We start from the raw sequence: 19,552 nt of genomic DNA on the forward strand, positions 1-19,552 counted from the left end.
GACAATGAATCACTACACACGCTGGCTTGAGTTAAAAGAAAACAATCCGGGTAAATACGCGCGTGACATCGCAGGGCTAATGAACATCAGCGAAGCGGAGCTGACCTTTGCCCGCGTAGGTCACGACGCCTGGCGACTGCACGGTGAAATCCGCGAGATTTTAGGCGCGCTGGAGGCTGTGGGCGAAACCAAATGTATCTGCCGCAACGAATACGCCGTGCACGAGCAGGTCGGGAGCTTTACCAACCAGCACCTGAACGGCCACGCCGGGCTGGTGCTGAACCCGCGCGCGCTGGATCTGCGCCTGTTCCTCAACCAGTGGGCGAGCGTGTTTCACATCAGCGAAACCACCGCACGCGGTGAGCGTCAGAGCATTCAGTTCTTCGATCGTCAGGGCGATGCCCTGTTGAAGGTGTATACCACGGACAATACCGACGTCTCTGCCTGGGGCGACGTGTTGACCCGTTTTATCTTTGCCGATAACCCGCCGCTTGAGCTGAAGGCCGCCGATGCCCCGGCTCACGCTGAGAATGCAGATGCCGCGCGTGTGGACAAAGAGTGGCGCGCCATGACCGACGTTCATCAGTTCTTCAGCCTGTTGAAGCGCCATAACCTCAGCCGCCAGCAGGCGTTTCGTCTGGTGGGCGACGACCTCGCCTGCAAAGTTGAGAACAGCGCGCTGGGGCAGCTGCTGGAAACGGCACGTCAGGACGGTAACGAAATCATGGTCTTCGTGGGCAACCGCGGCTGCGTGCAGATCTTCACCGGCGCGGTGGAAAAAGTCGTACCGATGAAAGGCTGGCTGAATATCTTTAACCCCACCTTTACGCTGCATCTACTGGAAGACGCCGTCGCGGAGAGCTGGGTAACGCGCAAGCCGACCGCAGATGGCCACGTCACCAGCCTGGAACTGTTTGCCGCCGACGGTACGCAAATCGCCCAGCTGTATGGCCAGCGTACCGAAGGCGAGCCGGAGCAGAGCCAGTGGCGCAGCCAGATTGACGCCCTGACGCCAAAAGGGATGGCCGCATGAAAAGCTGGTTTGCCCTGCTGAGCGCCCTGCCTCTGGTGGCGTTTGCCGCCACGCAGGAGAAAATTGTCACCCTCGGCGGCGACGTCACGGAGATCGTTTATGCCCTTGGCGCAGAGTCTTCTCTGGTCGCGCGCGACAGCACCAGCCAGTGGCCGCAGGCGGCGAACGACCTGCCAGACGTGGGTTATCTGCGCCAGCTTAATGCGGAGGGGATTTTGTCCATGCGTCCCACGCTGGTGCTGGCGAGCGCTCAGGCTCAGCCCTCTCTGGCACTGAAGCAGGTTGAGCAAAGCCGCGTCAGGGTGGTCACCGTTCCCGCCAGTAACGCCCTGAGCGTGATTGACGAGAAAGTCCGGACGATCGCCGACGCAACGCACCAGCAGGCGCAGGGAGAAATCCTGCGCAAAACGCTGCATGCGGAGCTGGCCGCACTGCCTGGGTCGTCGCTGAACAAGCGGGTGCTGTTTATTCTTAACCACGGCGGGATGACCGCCATGGCTGCCGGGCAGCAGACCGGCGCGGATGCCGCCATCCGTGCGGCAGGTTTACAGAACGCTATGCAGGGATTTTCCCGCTATCAGCCGCTGTCGCAGGAGGGCGTGATTGCCAGCCAGCCCGACCTGGTGGTGATTTCGCAGGACGGCGTGCGGGCGCTGGGCGGTGAAGAAAATCTGTGGACGCTGCCGGGTCTGGCGCAAACGCCAGCCGGGCGGAACAGACAGATGCTGGCGATTGATGACATGGCGCTGCTGGGCTTTAGCGTGCGAACGCCGAAAGCGATCCAGCAATTGCGCGCCAAAGCGGAGCAACTCCCCTGATGTCCCGACGGGTTACGGTTTCACTGTGGCTGCTGGCTGCCCTGCTCTCCCTTTTGACGTTCACGGCCACCGGCTTTGGTGCGTTGCGCCTGCCGGTCAGCCTGCTGTGGAACGGCAGCGACGAGGCGCTGCGTCAAATCTGGCTGACGATCCGCCTGCCTCGCGTGCTGCTGGCGCTGGTCATCGGCGGGTCGCTGGCGCTGGCGGGGTGTGTGATGCAAGGACTGTTTCGCAATCCCCTGGCGGATCCGGGTTTGCTCGGCATCAGCAGCGGCGCGGCGCTGGCGGTCGCGCTGTGGGTCGTTCTTCCGCTCTCGTTACCTGCCCTGGTGATGCTCTACGCCCCGATGCTGGCAGCCTTTCTCGGCGCGCTGGCAGCGACCGTTGCGATCTTCCTGCTCAGCCAACAGCGTAACAGCTCCCTGTCACGTCTGTTACTGGTTGGCATTGCGATAAATGCCCTGTGCGGCGCGGCGGTCGGCGTCCTCTCCTGGGTGAGTAACGATGCGCAGCTTCGCCAGCTTTCGCTCTGGGGAATGGGCAGCCTCGGTCAGGCACAGTGGTCGACACTGCTGGCCGTTACCTCGCTGATGGTGCCCACCGTTCTGGTTATCTGGCGGCTGGCGAACGCGCTCAACGTGCTGCAACTCGGTGATGAGGAAGCGCACTACCTGGGTGTGGATGTCGCCGTCGTACAGCGGATCCTGCTGCTGTGCAGCGCCCTACTGGTTGCTGCCGCAGTGGCGGTCAGCGGCGTGATCGGCTTTGTGGGGCTGGTGGTACCGCATCTGATGCGTATGTGGCTGGGCGCTGATCACCGGGCCGCGATCCCCGGCTCGGTCCTCGCCGGAGCTTCGCTGCTGTTGGTTGCGGATACGGCCGCGCGAACGCTGGTCGCGCCAGCAGAAATGCCGGTTGGTTTACTGACCAGCCTTCTTGGCGCCCCCTGGTTTCTCTGGCTTATTTTCCATCGTGGAGGGCAACATGGCTGACCGCTATTGCGCTGAAAATATTGTTTTTCAGGCGGGACGACGCACGATAATCAACGACATTTCGCTGTCGTTGTCGCAGGGTGAACTGATCGCGTTAATTGGCCCGAACGGTGCCGGGAAATCAACGTTATTACGGCTGTTAACGGGTTATCTCAAGCCTGCCAGCGGGCACTGTCTTCTGGCGGGGAAACCCCTCAGCGCATGGCGTCCGGACGCGCTTTCCCGCCAGCGGGCGGTAATGCGTCAAAACACGCAGCTGGGATTTGACTGGCCGGTGGAGGCCGTTATCGGCATGGGCCGCGCCCCGTGGACGCGCACGCCTGAAGCGGCAGTGATTCAGGAAATCATGCGGATCACCGAATGTTTACCGCTTGCCGGAAGGCAATTTGCGGCGCTTTCCGGTGGCGAACAGCAGCGTGTCCAGCTTGCGCGCGCGCTGGCGCAACTCTGGTGCGACGGTGCTCCGCGCGGCTGGCTGTTCCTGGATGAACCCACCTCCGCGCTGGATCTCTACCATCAGCAGTATCTGCTGCGGCTGTTGAGAACGCTGACCTGTCAAAAGGATCTGCACGTCTGCGTAGTGCTACACGATCTCAATCTGGCGGCGCTGTGGGCTGACAGGATCCTGCTGTTGCATAACGGCAGGCTGGTCGCCGGAGGCACACCGGAGGCCGTCCTGCAGGCCGATGCGCTGACCCACTGGTATGGCGCACAGCTGCACGTGGGTCAACATCCGGCTCACGCCGCGCCGCAGGTGTTTCTCGCCCGCTAGCTTGAGCAGCTCACTTCCAGCCGCTTGCCCCAGTCAGGCGGGCGGCTGACGTAGTCATCGTCCCGGTCGGCAAACGGCGTGCGCAACGCCACATGCAGGCGGTGTAGCTCGTCGTACTGTCCCTGCTCTGCCTGCTCAATCGCCCGCTGCGCCAGCCAGTTGCGCAACACCATTGCGGGGTTCGCGGCCTTCATCTTCTCCTGGCGGGTTGCATCGTCCACCTGCTCCTGCTGAAGCCGCGAGCGGTAGAGCGTGAACCAGTCGTCAAACGCCTGCCTGTCGATAAACTCGTCGCGCAGCGGTGACGCCGCGCTGTTCTGCTCCGTCTGGCTCAGCATCCGGAAGGTGCGGGTGTAGTCACTCCCTTCCCGCGCCATCAGCGCAAACAAGGTGTTCAGTAATTCGTTATCGCCCTTCTCCTGGGTCAGCAGGCCCAGCTTGTTGCGCATCAGCGCACCATACTCCCGCAGCAGAACCTCCTGATAACCGTCGAGCGCATCGTTCAGAGCATCGACGTCAATAAAAGGCGACAGGCTTTGCGCAAGGCGTTGTAGATTCCACAACCCTACAGCAGGCTGATTATCAAAACGGTAGCGTCCCTGATAGTCCGAATGGTTACAGATGTAACCCGGCTGGTAATCATCAAGGAAGCCATACGGACCGTAATCGAAGGTGAGTCCCAGAAGGGACATGTTATCGGTATTCATGACCCCGTGTGCAAACCCGACGGTCTGCCAGCGGGCAATCATTGAGGCGGTACGGGAGACGATATCGCGGAACCAGAGAACATACTTTTCCGCTTCGCCCTGCAACTGTGGCCAGTGGCGGCGAATGGCATAGTCGGCAAGCTGTTGGACTTTTTCCGGCTCGCGGCGATAGTAAAAGTGTTCAAAATGACCAAAGCGCAGATGGCTTTCAGCGATGCGGATCAGCATTGCCCCCTGCTCCATCGTCTCACGCGCAACCGGCGTATCGCTGGTAACAATGGACAGCGCGCGCGTGGTAGGGATCCCCAGCGCATGCATGGCTTCCGATGCCAGGCTTTCGCGGATCGTTGAGCGCAGCACCGCGCGCCCGTCGCCCATTCGCGAATAGGGGGTAAGACCTGCACCTTTCAGATGCCAGTCAACCGTCTCCCCGTTGGGAAGCTGTTGTTCACCGAGCAGGATCCCCCGGCCGTCACCCAGTTGCCCCGCCCAGACGCCAAACTGGTGGCCGCTGTAGACCTGAGCCAGTGGCTGCATGCCCGGCAAAAGCGTTTCTCCGCCCCAGACGCCAGCCCCTTCTGCAGGCTGGAACAGGTCAGGCGGGATCGCCAGTTCGTCAGCCAGCGGCGCGTTATGCCAGATAAGACGGGAATGGTGTAACGGTGTAGGTTTGAGTGCGGTATAAAAGCCAGGCAACTCGTCATGCCAGTGTGCAGTAAAAGACAGGGTCATAGGTCCTCCTGCTTTTAGTGTAGAGGGTTTAGCGGGTCTTAAACACGGGCGAAGAGAAGGGTTATCATTGAACGAGCGTTGTCACCTGCTCTGCCGGTACGGCAGGCCAGAGACTTCCCTGCATCGCGCCAAAATTAAACGTCAGCACGCGCTGCAACAGGCTGTGATCGTCAATCCCGGATACCATAACCGACTGGCAGTGTGGGGTGATTTGCCAGAGAATAGCGCGCATAAAGGGCTCAAAAGAAAGCGCTGCAGCCCGCTGCTGGATAAAACCCTTGTCCAGTATTACGCGCTTAAACAAACCGTCATAAACCGCTTTGAGAGATGCTGCACCTGCGCCAAAGTTTGTCAGCACTAAAGGAAAATGGATTGCCATTCTCGCCAGGTTCAGATCATCTTTTCCATTATTTAAACCTGGATAGTTCTCATTAACAGTAAACTCAAGAAAAGGATAGCGCTCAAGTAATGAAACAGCATTTCCATTCGTTAATAAAAACTCAACTATTACAGGTGTAATATTGATCCATGCAATTAACTGGTGCTGAATAAAGAACAGTTTACAGGTGTCGAGCAATTGCAGTTTCTCTTGAAACAGCACTAACTCTTCTGCGGGTGAAAGACGCGGGATAACCAGTTCAGTAGGGATCCTCACTTCCGTGTCAACGCCAGCAAAGTTAACCACAAGCTCTAAACCTTTAAGCTCCCCGGCGCTATTACGCGCAGGTTGCAGCAAAAGTTCAGACTTGTAGGCATTATCTAGCGTAATAATCATTGCACTCGCCCCGCATTAAAGATGAGAGAGGACATCCTGGAGCAATTGACGACACAATTCCACTGTCTTGATTTTAATAAGATTAATTTCATCAGTTCCGTAATATTTTTCAGATTTATCCCTGAATCTAAATTAATCTTATCCTGGTTGCTGTGTAATAGCCAGTTTTAGATAAAACAGATACATCTGGACATAACTAATTCTTCGTAAATTTAACTTTAATCATCTTATATGATTAAAAGCGGCAGAGTTTATTAGTTACCCTGCCGCCAGCGTTAAGCCGTCAAGGCGCGACTAAATACGCCGCGCCTGCCAGAAATTTTTACGCCAGTAGACATTATCGAGCGAAGAGCGCATCACCCCACGGCTGGTCGAAGCATGAATAAACTGGTTGTCCGTATCGTAAATGCCAACATGGAGACCGCTTTCACCCGAACCGGTTTTGAAAAAGACCAGGTCGCCAGGCAGTAGCTCATCTTTGTCGATTTCCGTGCCTATTTCAGCTTGCTTGCGCGTTTCACGCGGAAGCTGCAAATCAAACTTATCGCGGAAGGTCATTAGCACAAAACCAGAACAGTCCACGCCGCCGCGGCTCATACCGCCGTAGCGATAAGGCGTGCCGCGCCAGTTGCTTAACTGGTCGTTCAGGCTGGCAATCACGGTGATTGAATCCGAGAGCCGGGCGTTAGGGGGTGGCGCACGATGGCTACTGCATCCCGCAAGAAAGAGCGCTGCCACAAAGAGAAACCAGAATCGCATGTCCAGACGAATCCTCTGCTTTTTTATTCTTTTTGTAATTTAGCGTGCAAGTAGGCTACCAGGCAAGAAACGGTTACTCTTGCGCGGTAGAAATCAGCATCTTATGCCCTTCTATGTCCAGCCTGCGAAACGACATATTGTAAGCGCGGGCAAGATTTGGGGGCGTAAGAACCTGGTCACGCGCGCCGCTGGCAATCATTTTGCCTCGCGACAGCAGCCAGACCCTGTGGGCATGACGCAGCGTGTGGTTCAGGTCATGACTGCTCATGACGACGGCTATCCCCTGACGGGACAACCCGCTTAGCAGGGTATCCAGCGCCGCCTGCTGGGCGACATCCAGACCGCTCATCGGCTCGTCCAGAAGCAGCAAGCGTCCGTGAGGATTTCCTGCCGGATGGATCTGCAGGATAACCGCGGCCAGACGCACGCGCTGCCACTCCCCACCGGAGAGCTGGCTGGCGTGACGGGTGAGTTTATCGTCTAACCCTAACGCCGTCGCGACATCCGAGAGCAGCGTGGGGCTGTTTTTATCATGCAGATGCAGCATCAGATAGTGCCAGACCGGCATCGCAAACGGTGGCACCTGCTGCTGAACTAAATAGCTACGCCGATGTGCCAGCGATACCGGTGACCATTCGGCAAGGGCGTGCCCCTGCAGCACGATCTCACCCGGACCAGAGGTCAAGCCCGCCATGCGTGCCAGCAGCGTGCTTTTACCGGCCCCATTTGGCCCAACAAAATGCAGGATTTCTCCGGCATTAACAGCACCGGTTACCGGCTCCAGACGTCCCTTATCGGAGACGTCCGTGAGCTGCATCAGCAACGTCATTATTTCGCCAGCGCCAGCTTGATAGACTCCATGACGATCGGATCTTCAGGCGTCATATCCGGTGAGAAACGCTGGACAACCTGGCCGTCGCGATCAATCAGGAATTTTTCAAAATTCCACAGAATATCGTCAGGATAGAGCGGCGCACGCCCCTTGCTTGCCATACGTTCATAGAAACCGCTGCCCTCTGGCGCCACGGCGGTCGGCGCTGCGGCCACCAGCTTCGCATAGAGCGGGTGGCGGTCTTCACCGTTGACGTCGATCTTGCTGAATAGCGGGAACGTCACGCCATAGGTGGTGCTGCAGAAGGTTTTAATCTCCTCTTCGCTGCCCGGCTCCTGGGCCAGGAATTGGTTGCACGGGAAGCCCAGTACGGTGAAACCGTCTTTCTCCCAGGCTTTCTGTATGTTCTCCAGCTGTTCGTACTGCGGCGTCAGGCCACATTTAGATGCCACGTTGACGATGAGCAACACGTTGCCCTTGTAGCCTTCCAGCGTGGTTTTCTCGCCGTCAATGGTGGTCACTTCGGTATTCAGAATATCAGTCTGCATAGCATTCCCTCAGGTTGTCTTACGGGTAGTGATTTAACGTCCAGCTTTTAAGAGTAGCCAGATAAATACCGGCGCGCCCAGCGTAGCGGTCACTACACCAATCGGCAGTTCGGCTGCGCTCAGGGCGAGTCGGGCGATGATGTCAGCCACCAGCAGCGTTGCCGCCCCGGCAACCGCTGAGGCCGGAAGTAACGTCCGATGGTCGGTAATACCGCACAGACGCAACATATGTGGGATAACCAGCCCGATAAAGCCAATCGCCCCCGCCAGCGCCACGCTCACCCCCACCATCCAGCCAATGGCAATCACCAGCGCATTGCGCCAGAAGCTAATCGGCATGCCGAGCTGGCGAGCCGACGTTTCGCCGAGCGCGAGAATATTCAGCGGCTGTGCCTGAAAAGCGGTCCACAGTATGACCGGGATCAACAGCGCCATCAGCCAGCCCTGCCGCCAGTCAACGCCGCCGAATCCGCCCATCATCCAGTACATTAGCTGGCGCAAATCGAACGACGTTGAAAAATAGACCGCCCAGGTCATTAACGCACTGCAGATGATCCCCAGCGCCACCCCGGCAAGCAGCAGCCGACTGGTCGACAGATGCCGTCTGGCAAAACGCAGAAGAATGAGGGTTATCAGCAAGGCGCCGAGAATAGCGCTAAAGCTAATGCTCCACGCTGAGAGCGCCCCACCCCCCAGCATGACAGCCGCAATCAGCCCCACGCCAGCCCCATTCGACACGCCAAGCAGCCCGGGCTCCGCCAGCGGATTTTCAAACAGCGCCTGCATGATGGTGCCGCACAGCGCCAGCGCGGCCCCCACCAGGATCACCGCCAGCGTGCGCGGCAGGCGTATTTGCCAGACAAAAAGCTGGCCATCCGAACCCAGCCAGCTTTCCGGCCCCAGCCACCTGTCGCCCGCGCACAGGCTAACGACAGCGGCCACAATGAGCAGCAGCGCAAGCAGAAGCAGGCGACGTCGATCGGAACGGTGCTGGCGATGGGCAAAATCAAGCATGGGTATGGTTTTAGTCACGTGAGATGTAATTGATTTTACGGTGGGTTTGCAGAAGAGCGCAAAGAAAAAAGGCCGCAATAGCGGCCTTTTTAGTTAGTTCATATTACTCTGCTTTAGGCGTTGCGTTTTCGACACGGCTTTTTAACTTCTGGCCGGGTCTGAAGGTCACCACGCGGCGGGCTGTAATGGGAATATCTTCCCCCGTCTTCGGGTTGCGACCCGGACGTTGGTTTTTGTCTCGCAAATCAAAATTGCCAAAACCGGAGAGTTTTACCTGCTCACCATTTTCCAGAGCACGACGGATCTCTTCGAAAAACAGCTCTACCAGCTCTTTGGCATCCCGTTTGCTAAGCCCAAGCTTATCAAACAGATATTCTGACATTTCAGCTTTTGTAAGCGCCATAGGTTCAATCCCTCAATGATGCCTGGAATCGCTCTTTTAATGCCTCTACACATCTGGCAACGGTAGCGGCAATCTCCTCTTCTTCGAGTGTACGGCTGGTATCCTGAAGGATAAGGCTAATAGCGAGGCTCTTGAAACCTTCTGCTACGCCCTTGCCGCGGTACACGTCAAATAAGTTTACGCCAACTACCTGATTTACGCCAACTTTCTTACATTCGGCCAAAATATCTGCTGCCGGCACGTTTTCAGCGACGACAACCGCGATATCACGGCGGTTCGCCGGGAAGCGTGATACGTCCTGCGCCTGAGGAATGACGCGGTCTGCGACCGGGTTCCACTCCAGCTCGAACACGATGGTACGGCCATTCAGGTCCAGCTTACGCTCCAGCTCCGGATGAACTACTCCAATGAAACCAACGCGTTTACCGTCTAAATAAATCGCCGCGCTCTGGCCCGGATGCAGGGCTGGATTCGCTTCTGCGCGGAATTCAATTTCAGATAATTTACCGGTCAGATCGAGAATGGCTTCCAGATCGCCCTTCATATCGTAGAAATCAACCGTACCTTTTGCCAGATCCCAGTGCTCTTCATAGCGGTTACCGCTGATCGCCCCCGCCAGCATGAGATCCTGACGGATGCCTAAATTTGCCTGATTATCCGGTACAAAGCGCAAACCGCTTTCGAAAATGCGCACGCGGTTTTGCTGACGATTCTGGTTATACACGATAGTCCCGAGCAGGCCGGTCCACAGGGACAGACGCATCGCGGACATCTCGCTGGAGATCGGGCTTGGCAGGAGCAGCGCCTCCTGGCTCGGGTGGATCAGCTGCTGCAGCTTAGGATCAACAAAGCTGTAGGTGATCACTTCCTGATAGCCTTTGTCATTGAGCATGGTTTTCACACGCTTCAGGGACAGGTCGGCTTCACGGTGGGTGCCCATTACCAGACCCGCCTGTACCGGCTCGTCAGGGATGTTGTTGTAGCCGTAAACGCGGGCCACTTCTTCCACCAGATCTTCTTCAATTTCCATGTCGAAACGCCATGATGGCGCAACGGCTTTCCACTCGTCCTGGCCTTCGGTCACTTCACAGCCCAGACGGGTCAGAATGTCGGTAACCTGTGCATCGGCAACGTGGTGGCCAATCAGACGATCCAGCTTGCTGCGGCGCAGGGTAATGGTGGCACGCTTAGGCAGCGTCGCTTCGTTGGTCACGTCGATAACCGGACCCGCTTCGCCGCCGCAGATGTCGATCAGCAGGCGAGTCGCACGTTCCATCGCCTTGTACTGCAGAGCCGGGTCAACGCCGCGCTCGTAGCGGTGAGAGGCATCGGTATGCAGACCGTGGCGGCGTGCGCGGCCGGTAATGGAGAGTGGGCTAAAGAACGCGCATTCCAGCAGAACGTTTTGCGTTTCATCGTTCACGCCAGAGTGTTCACCCCCGAAGATACCGCCCATTGCCAGCGCTTTGCTGTGGTCAGCAATCACCAGCGTATCGGCGTTCAGTTTGGCTTCGCTGCCGTCCAGCAGAACCAGGGTTTCGCCCTCTTTCGCCATGCGCACAACGATACCGCCTTCGATACGGTCTTTATCGAATGCGTGCATCGGCTGGCCCAGCTCCAGCAGAACGTAGTTGGTTACGTCAACAACCGCATCGATAGAGCGGATACCACAGCGGCGCAGCTTCTCTTTCATCCACAGCGGCGTTAGCGCCTTAACGTTAATACCTTTCACCACACGGCCCAGATAGCGCGGGCAAGCATCCGCAGCCTCAACCTGGATTGGCAGCACGTCACTGATGGTCGCTTCAACCGGCGCAATATCCGGCGCGTTCAGTTCAGTCTGGTTCAGCACGGCAACGTCGCGCGCCACGCCGATGATGCCCAGGCAATCGGCGCGGTTTGGCGTCACGCTGATTTCGATGGTGTTGTCATCAAGCTTCAGGTATTCACGGATATCGGTACCGACTGGCGCATCCAGCGGCAGCTCAATGATGCCGTTGTGGTCGTCGGAAATACCCAGTTCGGAGAAGGAGCACAGCATGCCTTCAGACGGCTCGCCGCGCAGCTTAGCCGCTTTAATTTTGAAATCGCCCGGCAGCACTGCACCGACGGTCGCCACGGCCACTTTCAGCCCCTGACGGCAGTTTGGCGCGCCGCAGACGATATCCAGCAGACGGTCACCGCCCACGTTCACTTTCGTCACGCGCAGTTTGTCGGCGTTAGGGTGCTGGCCGCACTCGACCACTTCACCCACCACCACGCCGGTAAAAGCACCCGAGACAGGATCGACGCCATCAACTTCCAGACCCGCCATGGTGATCTGGTTAGAAAGTGCTTCGCTGTCGAGCGTCGTGTTCACCCATTCGCGTAACCACAGTTCACTGAATTTCATTGTTCTGTCCTGCCCTTATTTAAACTGTTTGAGGAAACGCAGATCGTTTTCGAAGAATGCACGTAAGTCGGTCACGCCGTAGCGCAGCATGGTCAGACGCTCCATGCCCATACCGAAGGCAAAGCCGGAGTACACTTCCGGATCGATACCCACGTTGCGCAGCACGTTTGGATGCACCATACCGCAGCCCAGTACTTCCAGCCATTTGCCGTTTTTACCCATCACGTCAACTTCCGCAGACGGTTCGGTGAACGGGAAGTAGGACGGACGGAAACGAACCTGCAGATCTTCCTCAAAGAAGTTGTTCAGGAAATCGTGCAGCGTACCCTTCAGGTTGGTGAAGCTGATGTTTTTATCAACAATCAGACCTTCCATCTGGTGGAACATTGGGGTGTGGGTCTGATCGTAGTCGTTACGATAGACGCGGCCCGGCGCGATAATACGGATTGGCGGCTCCTGATCCTTCATGGTACGGATCTGAACGCCGGAGGTCTGAGTACGCAGCAGACGCGTAGCGTCGAACCAGAAAGTGTCGTGGTCAGCGCGTGCCGGATGATGGCCAGGAATGTTCAGAGCATCGAAGTTGTGATAATCATCTTCAATTTCCGGGCCAGTCGCCACGGTAAAGCCGAGCTCACCGAAGAAACTTTCAATGCGATCGATGGTGCGGGTTACCGGGTGCAGACCACCGTTTTCAATACGGCGACCGGGCAGAGAAACGTCGATGGTTTCCGCCGCCAGACGCGCATTCAGCACCGCGCTTTCGAGTTCAGCTTTACGCGCGTTCAGCGCCTGCTGTACCTGCTCTTTGGCTTCGTTAATCACCGCACCCGCTGCCGGGCGTTCTTCCGGCGGCAGCTCACGCAGGGTAGTCATTTGAAGGGTTAAATGCCCTTTCTTGCCCAGATATTCGACGCGGACATTGTCTAACGCGGCAACATCTGAGGCCTGGTTAATGGCGGCCGTTGCACTGGCAACCAGCTCTGCGAGATGTGACATGGTTTTCCTCATTATGTCGGTGCAGACACCGATTTGGTGGACTTATTCTCTCGAATTTAGACACAAAAAAAGCCTCCATCGGGAGGCTTATCTGGCGCTGTTTTTCGTTTCATCTTTCACGCGCTAGCCTCCTGAATTCAGGTGCTAAAGTAAAAGAAGAAGCGGAAAATAGCAGCATTCATGCTTGCGTTACCTTATGTGGTAAAAACCGTAAAGACCTTATTGAAAAGCCTGGACGGGTAAAAGTCAATGTTCTGATGATGTTAAAACAAAAGAGGGAGCAAAGCTCCCTCTCTCAACTGGCTTATGCCAGTGCTGCTTTCGCTTTTTCGACCAGAGCGGTGAACGCTACTTTGTCGAATACTGCGATGTCAGCCAGGATCTTACGGTCGATTTCAACAGAGGCTTTTTTCAGGCCGTTGATGAATTTGCTGTAAGAAATACCGTTCTGACGTGCTGCTGCGTTGATACGCGCAATCCACAGTTGACGGAACTGACGCTTACGCTGACGACGGTCACGGTAAGCGTACTGACCTGCTTTGATAACAGCCTGGAAGGCAACGCGGTATACGCGTGAACGCGCACCGTAGTAGCCTTTAGCTTGTTTCAAAATTTTCTTGTGACGTGCACGTGCAATTACACCACGTTTTACGCGAGCCATGTGTGCTCTCCTGTATCTATATTCTTAGTAAAAAAATTAAACGTTAACGGCTTATGCGTACGGCAGGCACGCGATAACCAGACCCAGATCGCCTTTAGAAACAAGGCCTTTTGGACGCAGGTGACGTTTACGCTTAGTAGATTTTTTGGTCAGAATATGACGCAGGTTTGCGTGCTTACGCTTAAATCCACCACCACCGGTTTTTTTGAAGCGCTTAGCAGCACCGCGTACGGTCTTAATTTTTGGCATCTTAATAACTTCCACTTCGCATTGTTAAATAAACGAAACATAGGCGAACAAAACCTATGAAACCCGAAGGCTCCACAGATTTTGCTGCTTGAAGGCCTTACTGTTTCTTCTTAGGAGCGAGCACCATGATCATCTGGCGGCCTTCGATCTTCGTAGGGAAGGATTCGACTACTGCCAGTTCACTCAGATCTTCACGGACGCGGTTAAGCACTTCCATACCGATCTGTTGGTGGGCCATCTCACGACCGCGGAAACGCAGTGTGATCTTGGCCTTATCGCCATCTTCCAGAAAGCGAATCAGGCTGCGGAGTTTTACCTGATAATCGCCATCGTCGGTACCAGGACGGAATTTGATTTCCTTAACCTGGATAACTTTTTGCTTCTTCTTCTGTTCCTTAGAAGACTTACTCTTTTCATAAAGGAACTTGCCGTAGTCCATGATACGACAAACTGGCGGTTCGGCGTTAGGGCTGATTTCAACTAAATCTACTCCAGCTTCTTCAGCTTTTTCGATCGCTTCTCTCAGACTCACAATTCCCAGTGGTTCACCTTCAAGATCTGTTAAGCGAACTTCCTGGGCGCGAATCTCGCCATTGATACGATTCGGACGTGCCGTTTGAACTCGTTTTCCGCCTTTAATACCTTATTCCTCCAGTTGTTGAAGACTGCGGCTGCGAATCTCTTGTTGCAGCTTCTCAATCACTTCACTTACGTCCAGGCTCCCCAGGTCTTTACCACGGCGGGTGCGAACGGCAACTTTGCCTGCTTCCACCTCTTTATCACCACAGACCAACATATACGGGACACGACGTAAAGTGTGCTCGCGGATTTTAAAGCCAATCTTCTCATTTCTCAAGTCTGCTTTTACGCGAATGCCCGCATTTTGTAGTTTCTGCGTCAATTCTTTAACGTAATCCGCCTGAGAATCGGTAATGTTCATCACCACGACCTGCACTGGCGCAAGCCAGGTTGGGAAGAAGCCCGCGAACTCTTCGGTCAGGATGCCGATGAAGCGCTCCAGAGAACCGAGAATTGCACGGTGAATCATTACCGGTACCTGACGCTCGTTGTCTTCGCCAACATAAGAGGCGCTTAAACGCTGCGGCAGGGAGAAGTCCAGCTGTACAGTACCGCACTGCCATGCGCGATCGAGGCAGTCATACAGGGTAAATTCAATTTTCGGACCGTAGAATGCGCCCTCACCCAGCTGGTATTCGAACGGAATGCCGTTCTCTTCCAGCGCCACGGCGAGATCCGCTTCTGCGCGATCCCAGGTCTCATCGCTACCGATACGTTTTTCCGGACGCGTTGAGAGTTTGACCACGATCTTCTCGAAGCCAAAGGTGCTGTACATATCGTAGACCATACGAATACAGGCGTTAACTTCGTCACGTACCTGATCTTCAGTACAGAAGATATGCGCATCATCCTGAGTAAAGCCACGAACGCGCATCAGACCGTGCAGCGCACCTGATGGCTCGTTACGGTGGCAGCTACCGAACTCCGCCATACGCAGCGGCAGGTCGCGGTAGGATTTCAGACCCTGGTTGAAGATCTGAACGTGACCCGGGCAGTTCATTGGCTTGATGCAGTACTCACGATTCTCAGACGAGGTGGTGAACATCGCATCTTTGTAGTTGTCCCAGTGGCCGGTTTTTTCCCACAGCACACGGTCCATCATGAACGGGCCTTTCACTTCCTGGTACTGGTACTCTTTCAGCTTGGAGCGAACGAAGGTTTCCAGTTCACGGAAGATAGTCCAGCCGTCGTTATGCCAGAACACCATACCCGGCGCTTCTTCCTGCATATGATACAGGTCAAGCTGCTTACCGATTTTACGGTGGTCACGCTTCGCAGCCTCTTCAAGGCGCTGCAGGTACGCGCTCAGGGCTTTCTTATCTGCCCATGCGGTACCATAAATACGCTGCAACATCTTGTTGTTGCTGTCGCCACGCCAGTAGGCGCCCGCGATCTTCATCAGCTTGAAGTGATGACAGAAGCGCATGTTCGGCACGTGCGGTCCACGGCACATGTCGACGTATTCTTCGTGATGGTACAAACCAGGCTTGTCATCATGCGAAATATTTTCGTCAAGAATAGAGACTTTATAGTTCTCACCGCGCTTCACGAAGGTTTCACGCGCTTCGTGCCAGCTGACTTTCTTCTTGATGACGTCATAGTTGGTTTCGGCGAGCTCGTGCATACGTTTTTCGAGCGCGTCGATATCTTCCTGGGTCAGGGTATGATCGAGGTCAACGTCATAGTAGAAGCCGTTGTCGATAACCGGGCCGATCGCCATTTTGGTGTTTGGCCACAGCTGTTTAATCGCATGACCTAACAGGTGCGCGCAGGAGTGACGAATGATCTCAAGACCTTCTTCGTCTTTCGCGGTGATGATAGACAGCTTCGCATCGCTCTCGATCAGATCGGACGCATCAACCAGCTCACCGTTAACACGGCCAGCGATGGTCGCTTTCGCGAGTCCAGGGCCGATATCCAGGGCAACATCCATTGGGCTAACAGCGTGGTCGTAATGGCGTTGGCTGCCATCAGGAAGAGTAATTACAGGCATTTTATATCCTTATTTGCAGTGATGCCCCACACATAAGAGCATATACAAAGAAAATAATCATTATTTAACAATAGATTACGAAACCATCTGACCAACAATCGTCAAATTGGCTCGTCATCATGCTCCCGCCGATTTCAGACAAAAGCGGATTTACGGCAAGCACCCTAATGGTAACACTAATGAAAGGGCGAATGCACCCTCTGCGACCAGTTTGAACCTTCACACTTACGTGTGAGTGAACGAACTTTCGCGAACCCTGGCTCGCAATTCGAAAGCGCTGAGCTATTCTTGAACAGGTCCTTACACACCCAAGGGGCATCACATGAATGTGTCCAGTAGAACCGTTGTGATATTGAATATCCTTTCCGCTACCGGTTTAGTGTTGATTCTTGCCGACAGATTCCATTGGTTCTGACATGAATCAATGCAGTGGCATAACCCTTTACCCCGAATAATGCGATTTTTACCGCATTTTTTTGGTAGACTGGAACAATAAACTGACAAGGAAGAGGTTATGCCAACAAAACGCTTTGCCGCGAAGCACTGGAAAATGGTGGTCGTATTAATTGCAATCTGCGGTGCAATGTTGTTATTGCGCTGGGCTGCAATGATATGGGGTTAGTGTTAACGCATTGCAAGCAAAAGTAATAAGACATCAAACCCTGAAAAATCCTTGAATATCTTTACAGCATTGATGTGATGAAAACCGGTACATCACAATCCGGTTTTTTACGGTGAGGTTTAAAACCGAAACACGTATCAGGACCACTCACCGGCTACCAGCGTATGCACGTCAAACGCATCATTCATTGACTGACCGGTAGACTGTGACGCCGGGGCGATGTTTGAACCCGCTTCAACATCAGAGGCGGTGCTAATACCCGTGCGATCAGCAGCGAATACGCCAAAAGAGAGTGCTGAAAGCACCATTGCTGCTGCAGCAGTTTTGATTTTTTTCATCATGATTATTCTCATACTTAATTAGAGCATAAAGACCTAAGGCTGAATTTTGCCTGTAGTGACAGTGTAGATCTGGATCACACTTTTGCATAGTCAGTTTATTTATCAATTCGTGTCAAATAATCTGAATATTCGGGGAGCGGTGTAATTATGAAGAAAGTATGGAGATATTTTCGGACCAATTATTTTAAAACACCGTTTAATATAAATCAGCACAATTTCTAAAAATTAAAAAAGGGCCGAAATAATGTCGGCCCATTCAGATTACATTTTATAACCCAAAGAAATTGTCGTCCTGCGGTCGGTATGATCCGGCGCAGTTTCAGGCGGTGCTGAGTTCCAGGTCACGTTGTACGCTACCTTTAACCCGAAGTGTTCATTGATGGCCACATTCAGTGCCGTCTCGGAGTTCAGCGTCGTATCATCAGCACCGAATACCGAAACACCCTGCGTGAATTTGGTGTTGTCGGTCATCTGCCAGGCGTAAGTGCCCGACGCATAGCCCAGCGGTTGGGTTTTGGTATCACCGTCGGTGTATTCGTCATAACGTACGCCTGGACCGAATTCAAAACGCAGGCTGTGTACCGGTCCATTCAGGAACTGGCGACCATAACCCGCAGTGAAGACATCACGCTGCCGGTAGCCGTTATAGCGGTCGGTTAGCCAGCTTGCCTGACCGAACAGGTAATCATAATCGGTCATATTGTAACGACTACGCCCGCCTACGGCGTATTTTTCTGACGATCGTTCGTCATTCGCTGAGGTGTTGCTGGCATTCCCCCACAGTGACCAGGCGGTGGTGTTGCCATACCACGTCAAGGTGCTGTCTGCGGTCAGGGAAGAGCTTTTCGTGTTGCCGGATTGCGCCAGATACCCTGCGTTCAGGTTACCTTCAAAAGGTTTTTGCGCTGTGGAGGGATCGTCCATGACAGTAAAAACGGTATCATCGGCGATTGCATTCATTGACGCAAACACGCCACCCACCAGCATCATTGCAGCGGGTACTGTCTTCAAAAGCTTCATTTTATTAAGGAGTCCATACAACAAAAAAAGAGACCATCACGGTCTCGGAAACTTTCTTGAGGATCAATGACAAGGCGTCCAGAGAAAGGTAACAAATTATAAAAAGCCGCAAATAACATAGCAATGTTTTCTTATTTCATTTTTTGAATAAGAACGATCCCAAAACGACTTTTATTTTATAAAAAAAATCCCGTACTTTTGTCAGCATTCATATTTAAAATCATACTGTTATTTACGTTGCCTTCCTGTCGATTGGTGCCAGGCTTAAAGGAACCCATGCAAAAAGGAGGTTATGATGGTTCCTGTCTACACGCTGACACTCTCCCCTTCTCTCGATTCCGCTACCTTAACCGCACAGATTTACCCGGAAGGTAAACTACGCTGTAGCGCCCCGGTGTTTGAGCCCGGTGGTGGCGGTATCAACGTCGCACGCGCCATTACCCACCTCGGAGGCAAAGCGACGGCGATTTTTCCTGCCGGTGGTGCCACTGGTGAACATCTGGTGTCTCTGCTGGCAGACGAACAGGTTGCCGTGCAAACCGTCGAGGCCAGCGACTGGACGCGTCAGAACCTGCACGTTCACGTTGAGTCCAGCGGCGAGCAGTACCGTTTCGTTATGCCGGGGGCAAAATTGAGTGATGATGAGTTTCGTCAGCTTGAGGAGAAGGTTCTGACAATTGAGAGGGGTGCTTTGCTAGTGATCAGCGGCAGCCTGCCGCCGGGCGTGAGCACAGAGAAACTCACAGCATTAATTCGTGCAGCCCAGCAACGGGGCATCCGGTGCATTGTCGACAGTTCCGGCGAGGCGTTAAAAGCCGCCCTGGAGCCGGGCAACCTTGAGCTGGTCAAACCTAATCAGAAAGAGCTAAGCGCGCTGGTGAATCGTGAACTCACCCAGCCGGATGACGTCCGTAACGCTGCGCAAGAGCTAATACGCAGCGGCAAGGCATTGCGCGTGGTGGTTTCCCTTGGCCCTCAGGGTGCGCTGGCCGTGGATGGAACGGGCTATGTGCAGGTCGTGCCACCCCCCATGAAAAGCCAGAGCACCGTTGGCGCAGGCGACAGCATGGTGGGGGCGATGACGCTGAAGCTGGCGCAGGGTGCGTCGCTGCTGGAGATGACGCGCTACGGCGTTGCAGCAGGTAGCGCTGCAACCATCAATCAGGGAACGCGGCTTTGTTCGCTGCCTGACACCGAGAAAATTGTTGATTATCTGTCCCGAAACTAACCGCCGCTCCCTCTTCCCGTGGAGAGGGGAAAGACGAGCCATAGTCGCCAAAAACGTACTATCGACTATGCTAAGAAAACTTT

General features: G+C 54.6%; 23 protein-coding genes and 1 other annotated feature. Of the genes, 7 read left to right on the plus strand and 16 right to left on the minus strand.

Annotation, left to right across the window (positions count from 1 at the left end; genetic code table 11):
- Positions 1-4 precede the first annotated feature (4 nt).
- The 4 genes from chuS to AC2T6E_RS04040 are packed head-to-tail and all read left to right on the plus strand — an operon-like array spanning position 5 to position 3,615.
- Positions 5-1,033: a hematinate-forming heme oxygenase ChuS gene (chuS, locus tag AC2T6E_RS04025; protein ID WP_444508232.1), complete on the plus strand. Its 1,029-nt coding sequence runs from the start codon at positions 5-7 to the stop codon at positions 1,031-1,033.
- Entirely contained in the window at positions 1,030-1,851 is an 822-nt protein-coding gene (locus tag AC2T6E_RS04030; protein ID WP_444508231.1) for a heme/hemin ABC transporter substrate-binding protein, read from the plus strand. Before chuS ends, AC2T6E_RS04030 begins: the two co-directional genes overlap by 4 nt.
- Entirely contained in the window at positions 1,851-2,843 is a 993-nt protein-coding gene (locus tag AC2T6E_RS04035) for a FecCD family ABC transporter permease (protein ID WP_010426068.1), read from the plus strand. The genes AC2T6E_RS04030 and AC2T6E_RS04035 overlap by 1 nt, the downstream gene beginning before the upstream one ends.
- Positions 2,836-3,615, plus strand: coding sequence for a heme ABC transporter ATP-binding protein (locus AC2T6E_RS04040; protein WP_444508230.1), 780 nt, complete (start codon positions 2,836-2,838; stop codon positions 3,613-3,615). Before AC2T6E_RS04035 ends, AC2T6E_RS04040 begins: the two co-directional genes overlap by 8 nt.
- Here the strand turns inward: AC2T6E_RS04040 and selO are convergent.
- The 14 genes from selO to thrS all read right to left on the minus strand — a co-directional run bounded on the left by selO (position 3,612) and on the right by thrS (position 16,258).
- Positions 3,612-5,054, minus strand: coding sequence for a protein adenylyltransferase SelO (selO, locus tag AC2T6E_RS04045; protein WP_486690644.1), 1,443 nt, complete (start codon positions 5,052-5,054; stop codon positions 3,612-3,614). The genes AC2T6E_RS04040 and selO overlap by 4 nt on opposite strands.
- A gap of 64 nt (positions 5,055-5,118) precedes the next feature.
- Complete coding sequence (locus tag AC2T6E_RS04050) at positions 5,119-5,829, minus strand: EAL domain-containing protein (RefSeq protein ID WP_089601019.1); 711 nt, start codon at positions 5,827-5,829, stop codon at positions 5,119-5,121.
- A 294-nt stretch (positions 5,830-6,123) separates the two neighbouring features.
- Positions 6,124-6,588 (minus strand): C40 family peptidase, encoded by a 465-nt coding sequence (locus tag AC2T6E_RS04055; RefSeq protein WP_108416813.1) that lies wholly within the window; start codon positions 6,586-6,588, stop codon positions 6,124-6,126.
- Between the two features lie 73 nt (positions 6,589-6,661).
- Entirely contained in the window at positions 6,662-7,417 is a 756-nt protein-coding gene (gene btuD, locus AC2T6E_RS04060; protein WP_148399490.1) for a vitamin B12 ABC transporter ATP-binding protein BtuD, read from the minus strand.
- Entirely contained in the window at positions 7,417-7,968 is a 552-nt protein-coding gene (locus AC2T6E_RS04065; RefSeq protein WP_444508229.1) for a glutathione peroxidase, read from the minus strand. Before AC2T6E_RS04065 ends, btuD begins: the two co-directional genes overlap by 1 nt.
- Positions 7,969-8,001: 33 nt before the next feature.
- On the minus strand, positions 8,002-8,982 hold the full coding sequence (gene btuC / locus AC2T6E_RS04070; protein WP_486690648.1) for a vitamin B12 ABC transporter permease BtuC: 981 nt from the start codon (positions 8,980-8,982) through the stop codon (positions 8,002-8,004).
- A gap of 103 nt (positions 8,983-9,085) precedes the next feature.
- Entirely contained in the window at positions 9,086-9,385 is a 300-nt protein-coding gene (gene ihfA / locus AC2T6E_RS04075) for an integration host factor subunit alpha (protein ID WP_003857805.1), read from the minus strand.
- A gap of 4 nt (positions 9,386-9,389) precedes the next feature.
- Positions 9,390-11,777 (minus strand): phenylalanine--tRNA ligase subunit beta, encoded by a 2,388-nt coding sequence (gene pheT, locus AC2T6E_RS04080; RefSeq protein WP_444508228.1) that lies wholly within the window; start codon positions 11,775-11,777, stop codon positions 9,390-9,392.
- Between the two features lie 15 nt (positions 11,778-11,792).
- A complete protein-coding gene (gene pheS, locus AC2T6E_RS04085) occupies positions 11,793-12,776 on the minus strand; it encodes a phenylalanine--tRNA ligase subunit alpha (protein WP_010426091.1) in 984 nt (327 codons plus the stop codon).
- Positions 12,777-12,838: 62 nt separating this feature from the next.
- Positions 12,839-12,963 (minus strand) — a sequence feature (Phe leader region).
- Complete coding sequence (gene pheM, locus AC2T6E_RS04090) at positions 12,914-12,958, minus strand: pheST operon leader peptide PheM (protein WP_001386830.1); 45 nt, start codon at positions 12,956-12,958, stop codon at positions 12,914-12,916. Its footprint overlaps the feature before it by 45 nt.
- 117 nt (positions 12,964-13,080) lie before the next feature.
- Entirely contained in the window at positions 13,081-13,437 is a 357-nt protein-coding gene (gene rplT, locus AC2T6E_RS04095; protein ID WP_000124850.1) for a 50S ribosomal protein L20, read from the minus strand.
- Positions 13,438-13,488: 51 nt separating this feature from the next.
- Complete coding sequence (gene rpmI / locus AC2T6E_RS04100; RefSeq protein ID WP_003030583.1) at positions 13,489-13,686, minus strand: 50S ribosomal protein L35; 198 nt, start codon at positions 13,684-13,686, stop codon at positions 13,489-13,491.
- Positions 13,687-13,783: 97 nt separating this feature from the next.
- Complete coding sequence (gene infC, locus AC2T6E_RS04105; RefSeq protein WP_059443439.1) at positions 13,784-14,326, minus strand: translation initiation factor IF-3; 543 nt, start codon at positions 14,324-14,326, stop codon at positions 13,784-13,786.
- A 3-nt stretch (positions 14,327-14,329) separates the two neighbouring features.
- Entirely contained in the window at positions 14,330-16,258 is a 1,929-nt protein-coding gene (gene thrS / locus AC2T6E_RS04110) for a threonine--tRNA ligase (protein ID WP_010430168.1), read from the minus strand.
- Between the two features lie 322 nt (positions 16,259-16,580).
- Here thrS and yncL point away from each other — a divergent pair, with 322 nt between their 5' ends.
- Together yncL and yniD are read left to right on the plus strand one after the other, a co-directional pair.
- Positions 16,581-16,673 (plus strand): stress response membrane protein YncL, encoded by a 93-nt coding sequence (yncL, locus tag AC2T6E_RS04115; RefSeq protein WP_214604918.1) that lies wholly within the window; start codon positions 16,581-16,583, stop codon positions 16,671-16,673.
- Positions 16,674-16,772: 99 nt separating this feature from the next.
- A complete protein-coding gene (yniD, locus tag AC2T6E_RS04120) occupies positions 16,773-16,880 on the plus strand; it encodes a small membrane protein YniD (RefSeq protein ID WP_010426102.1) in 108 nt (35 codons plus the stop codon).
- A gap of 137 nt (positions 16,881-17,017) precedes the next feature.
- On the opposite strand, the gene AC2T6E_RS04125 is transcribed toward yniD, so the two are convergent.
- Both AC2T6E_RS04125 and AC2T6E_RS04130 read right to left on the minus strand, forming a co-directional pair.
- Positions 17,018-17,218: a hypothetical protein gene (locus AC2T6E_RS04125; protein ID WP_010426103.1), complete on the minus strand. Its 201-nt coding sequence runs from the start codon at positions 17,216-17,218 to the stop codon at positions 17,018-17,020.
- 264 nt (positions 17,219-17,482) lie between these two features.
- Positions 17,483-18,241, minus strand: coding sequence for a DUF481 domain-containing protein (locus AC2T6E_RS04130; RefSeq protein ID WP_010430164.1), 759 nt, complete (start codon positions 18,239-18,241; stop codon positions 17,483-17,485).
- Positions 18,242-18,536: 295 nt separating this feature from the next.
- On the opposite strand from AC2T6E_RS04130, the gene pfkB reads away from it, so the two are divergent.
- Positions 18,537-19,469 carry a 6-phosphofructokinase II gene (gene pfkB, locus AC2T6E_RS04135; RefSeq protein ID WP_108416808.1) on the plus strand — a complete coding sequence of 311 codons (933 nt, stop codon included), beginning with the start codon at positions 18,537-18,539 and terminating at the stop codon, positions 19,467-19,469.
- The last annotated feature ends 83 nt before the right edge of the window (positions 19,470-19,552 follow it).

The organism is Enterobacter sp. B79-1 (genome assembly GCF_057444735.1).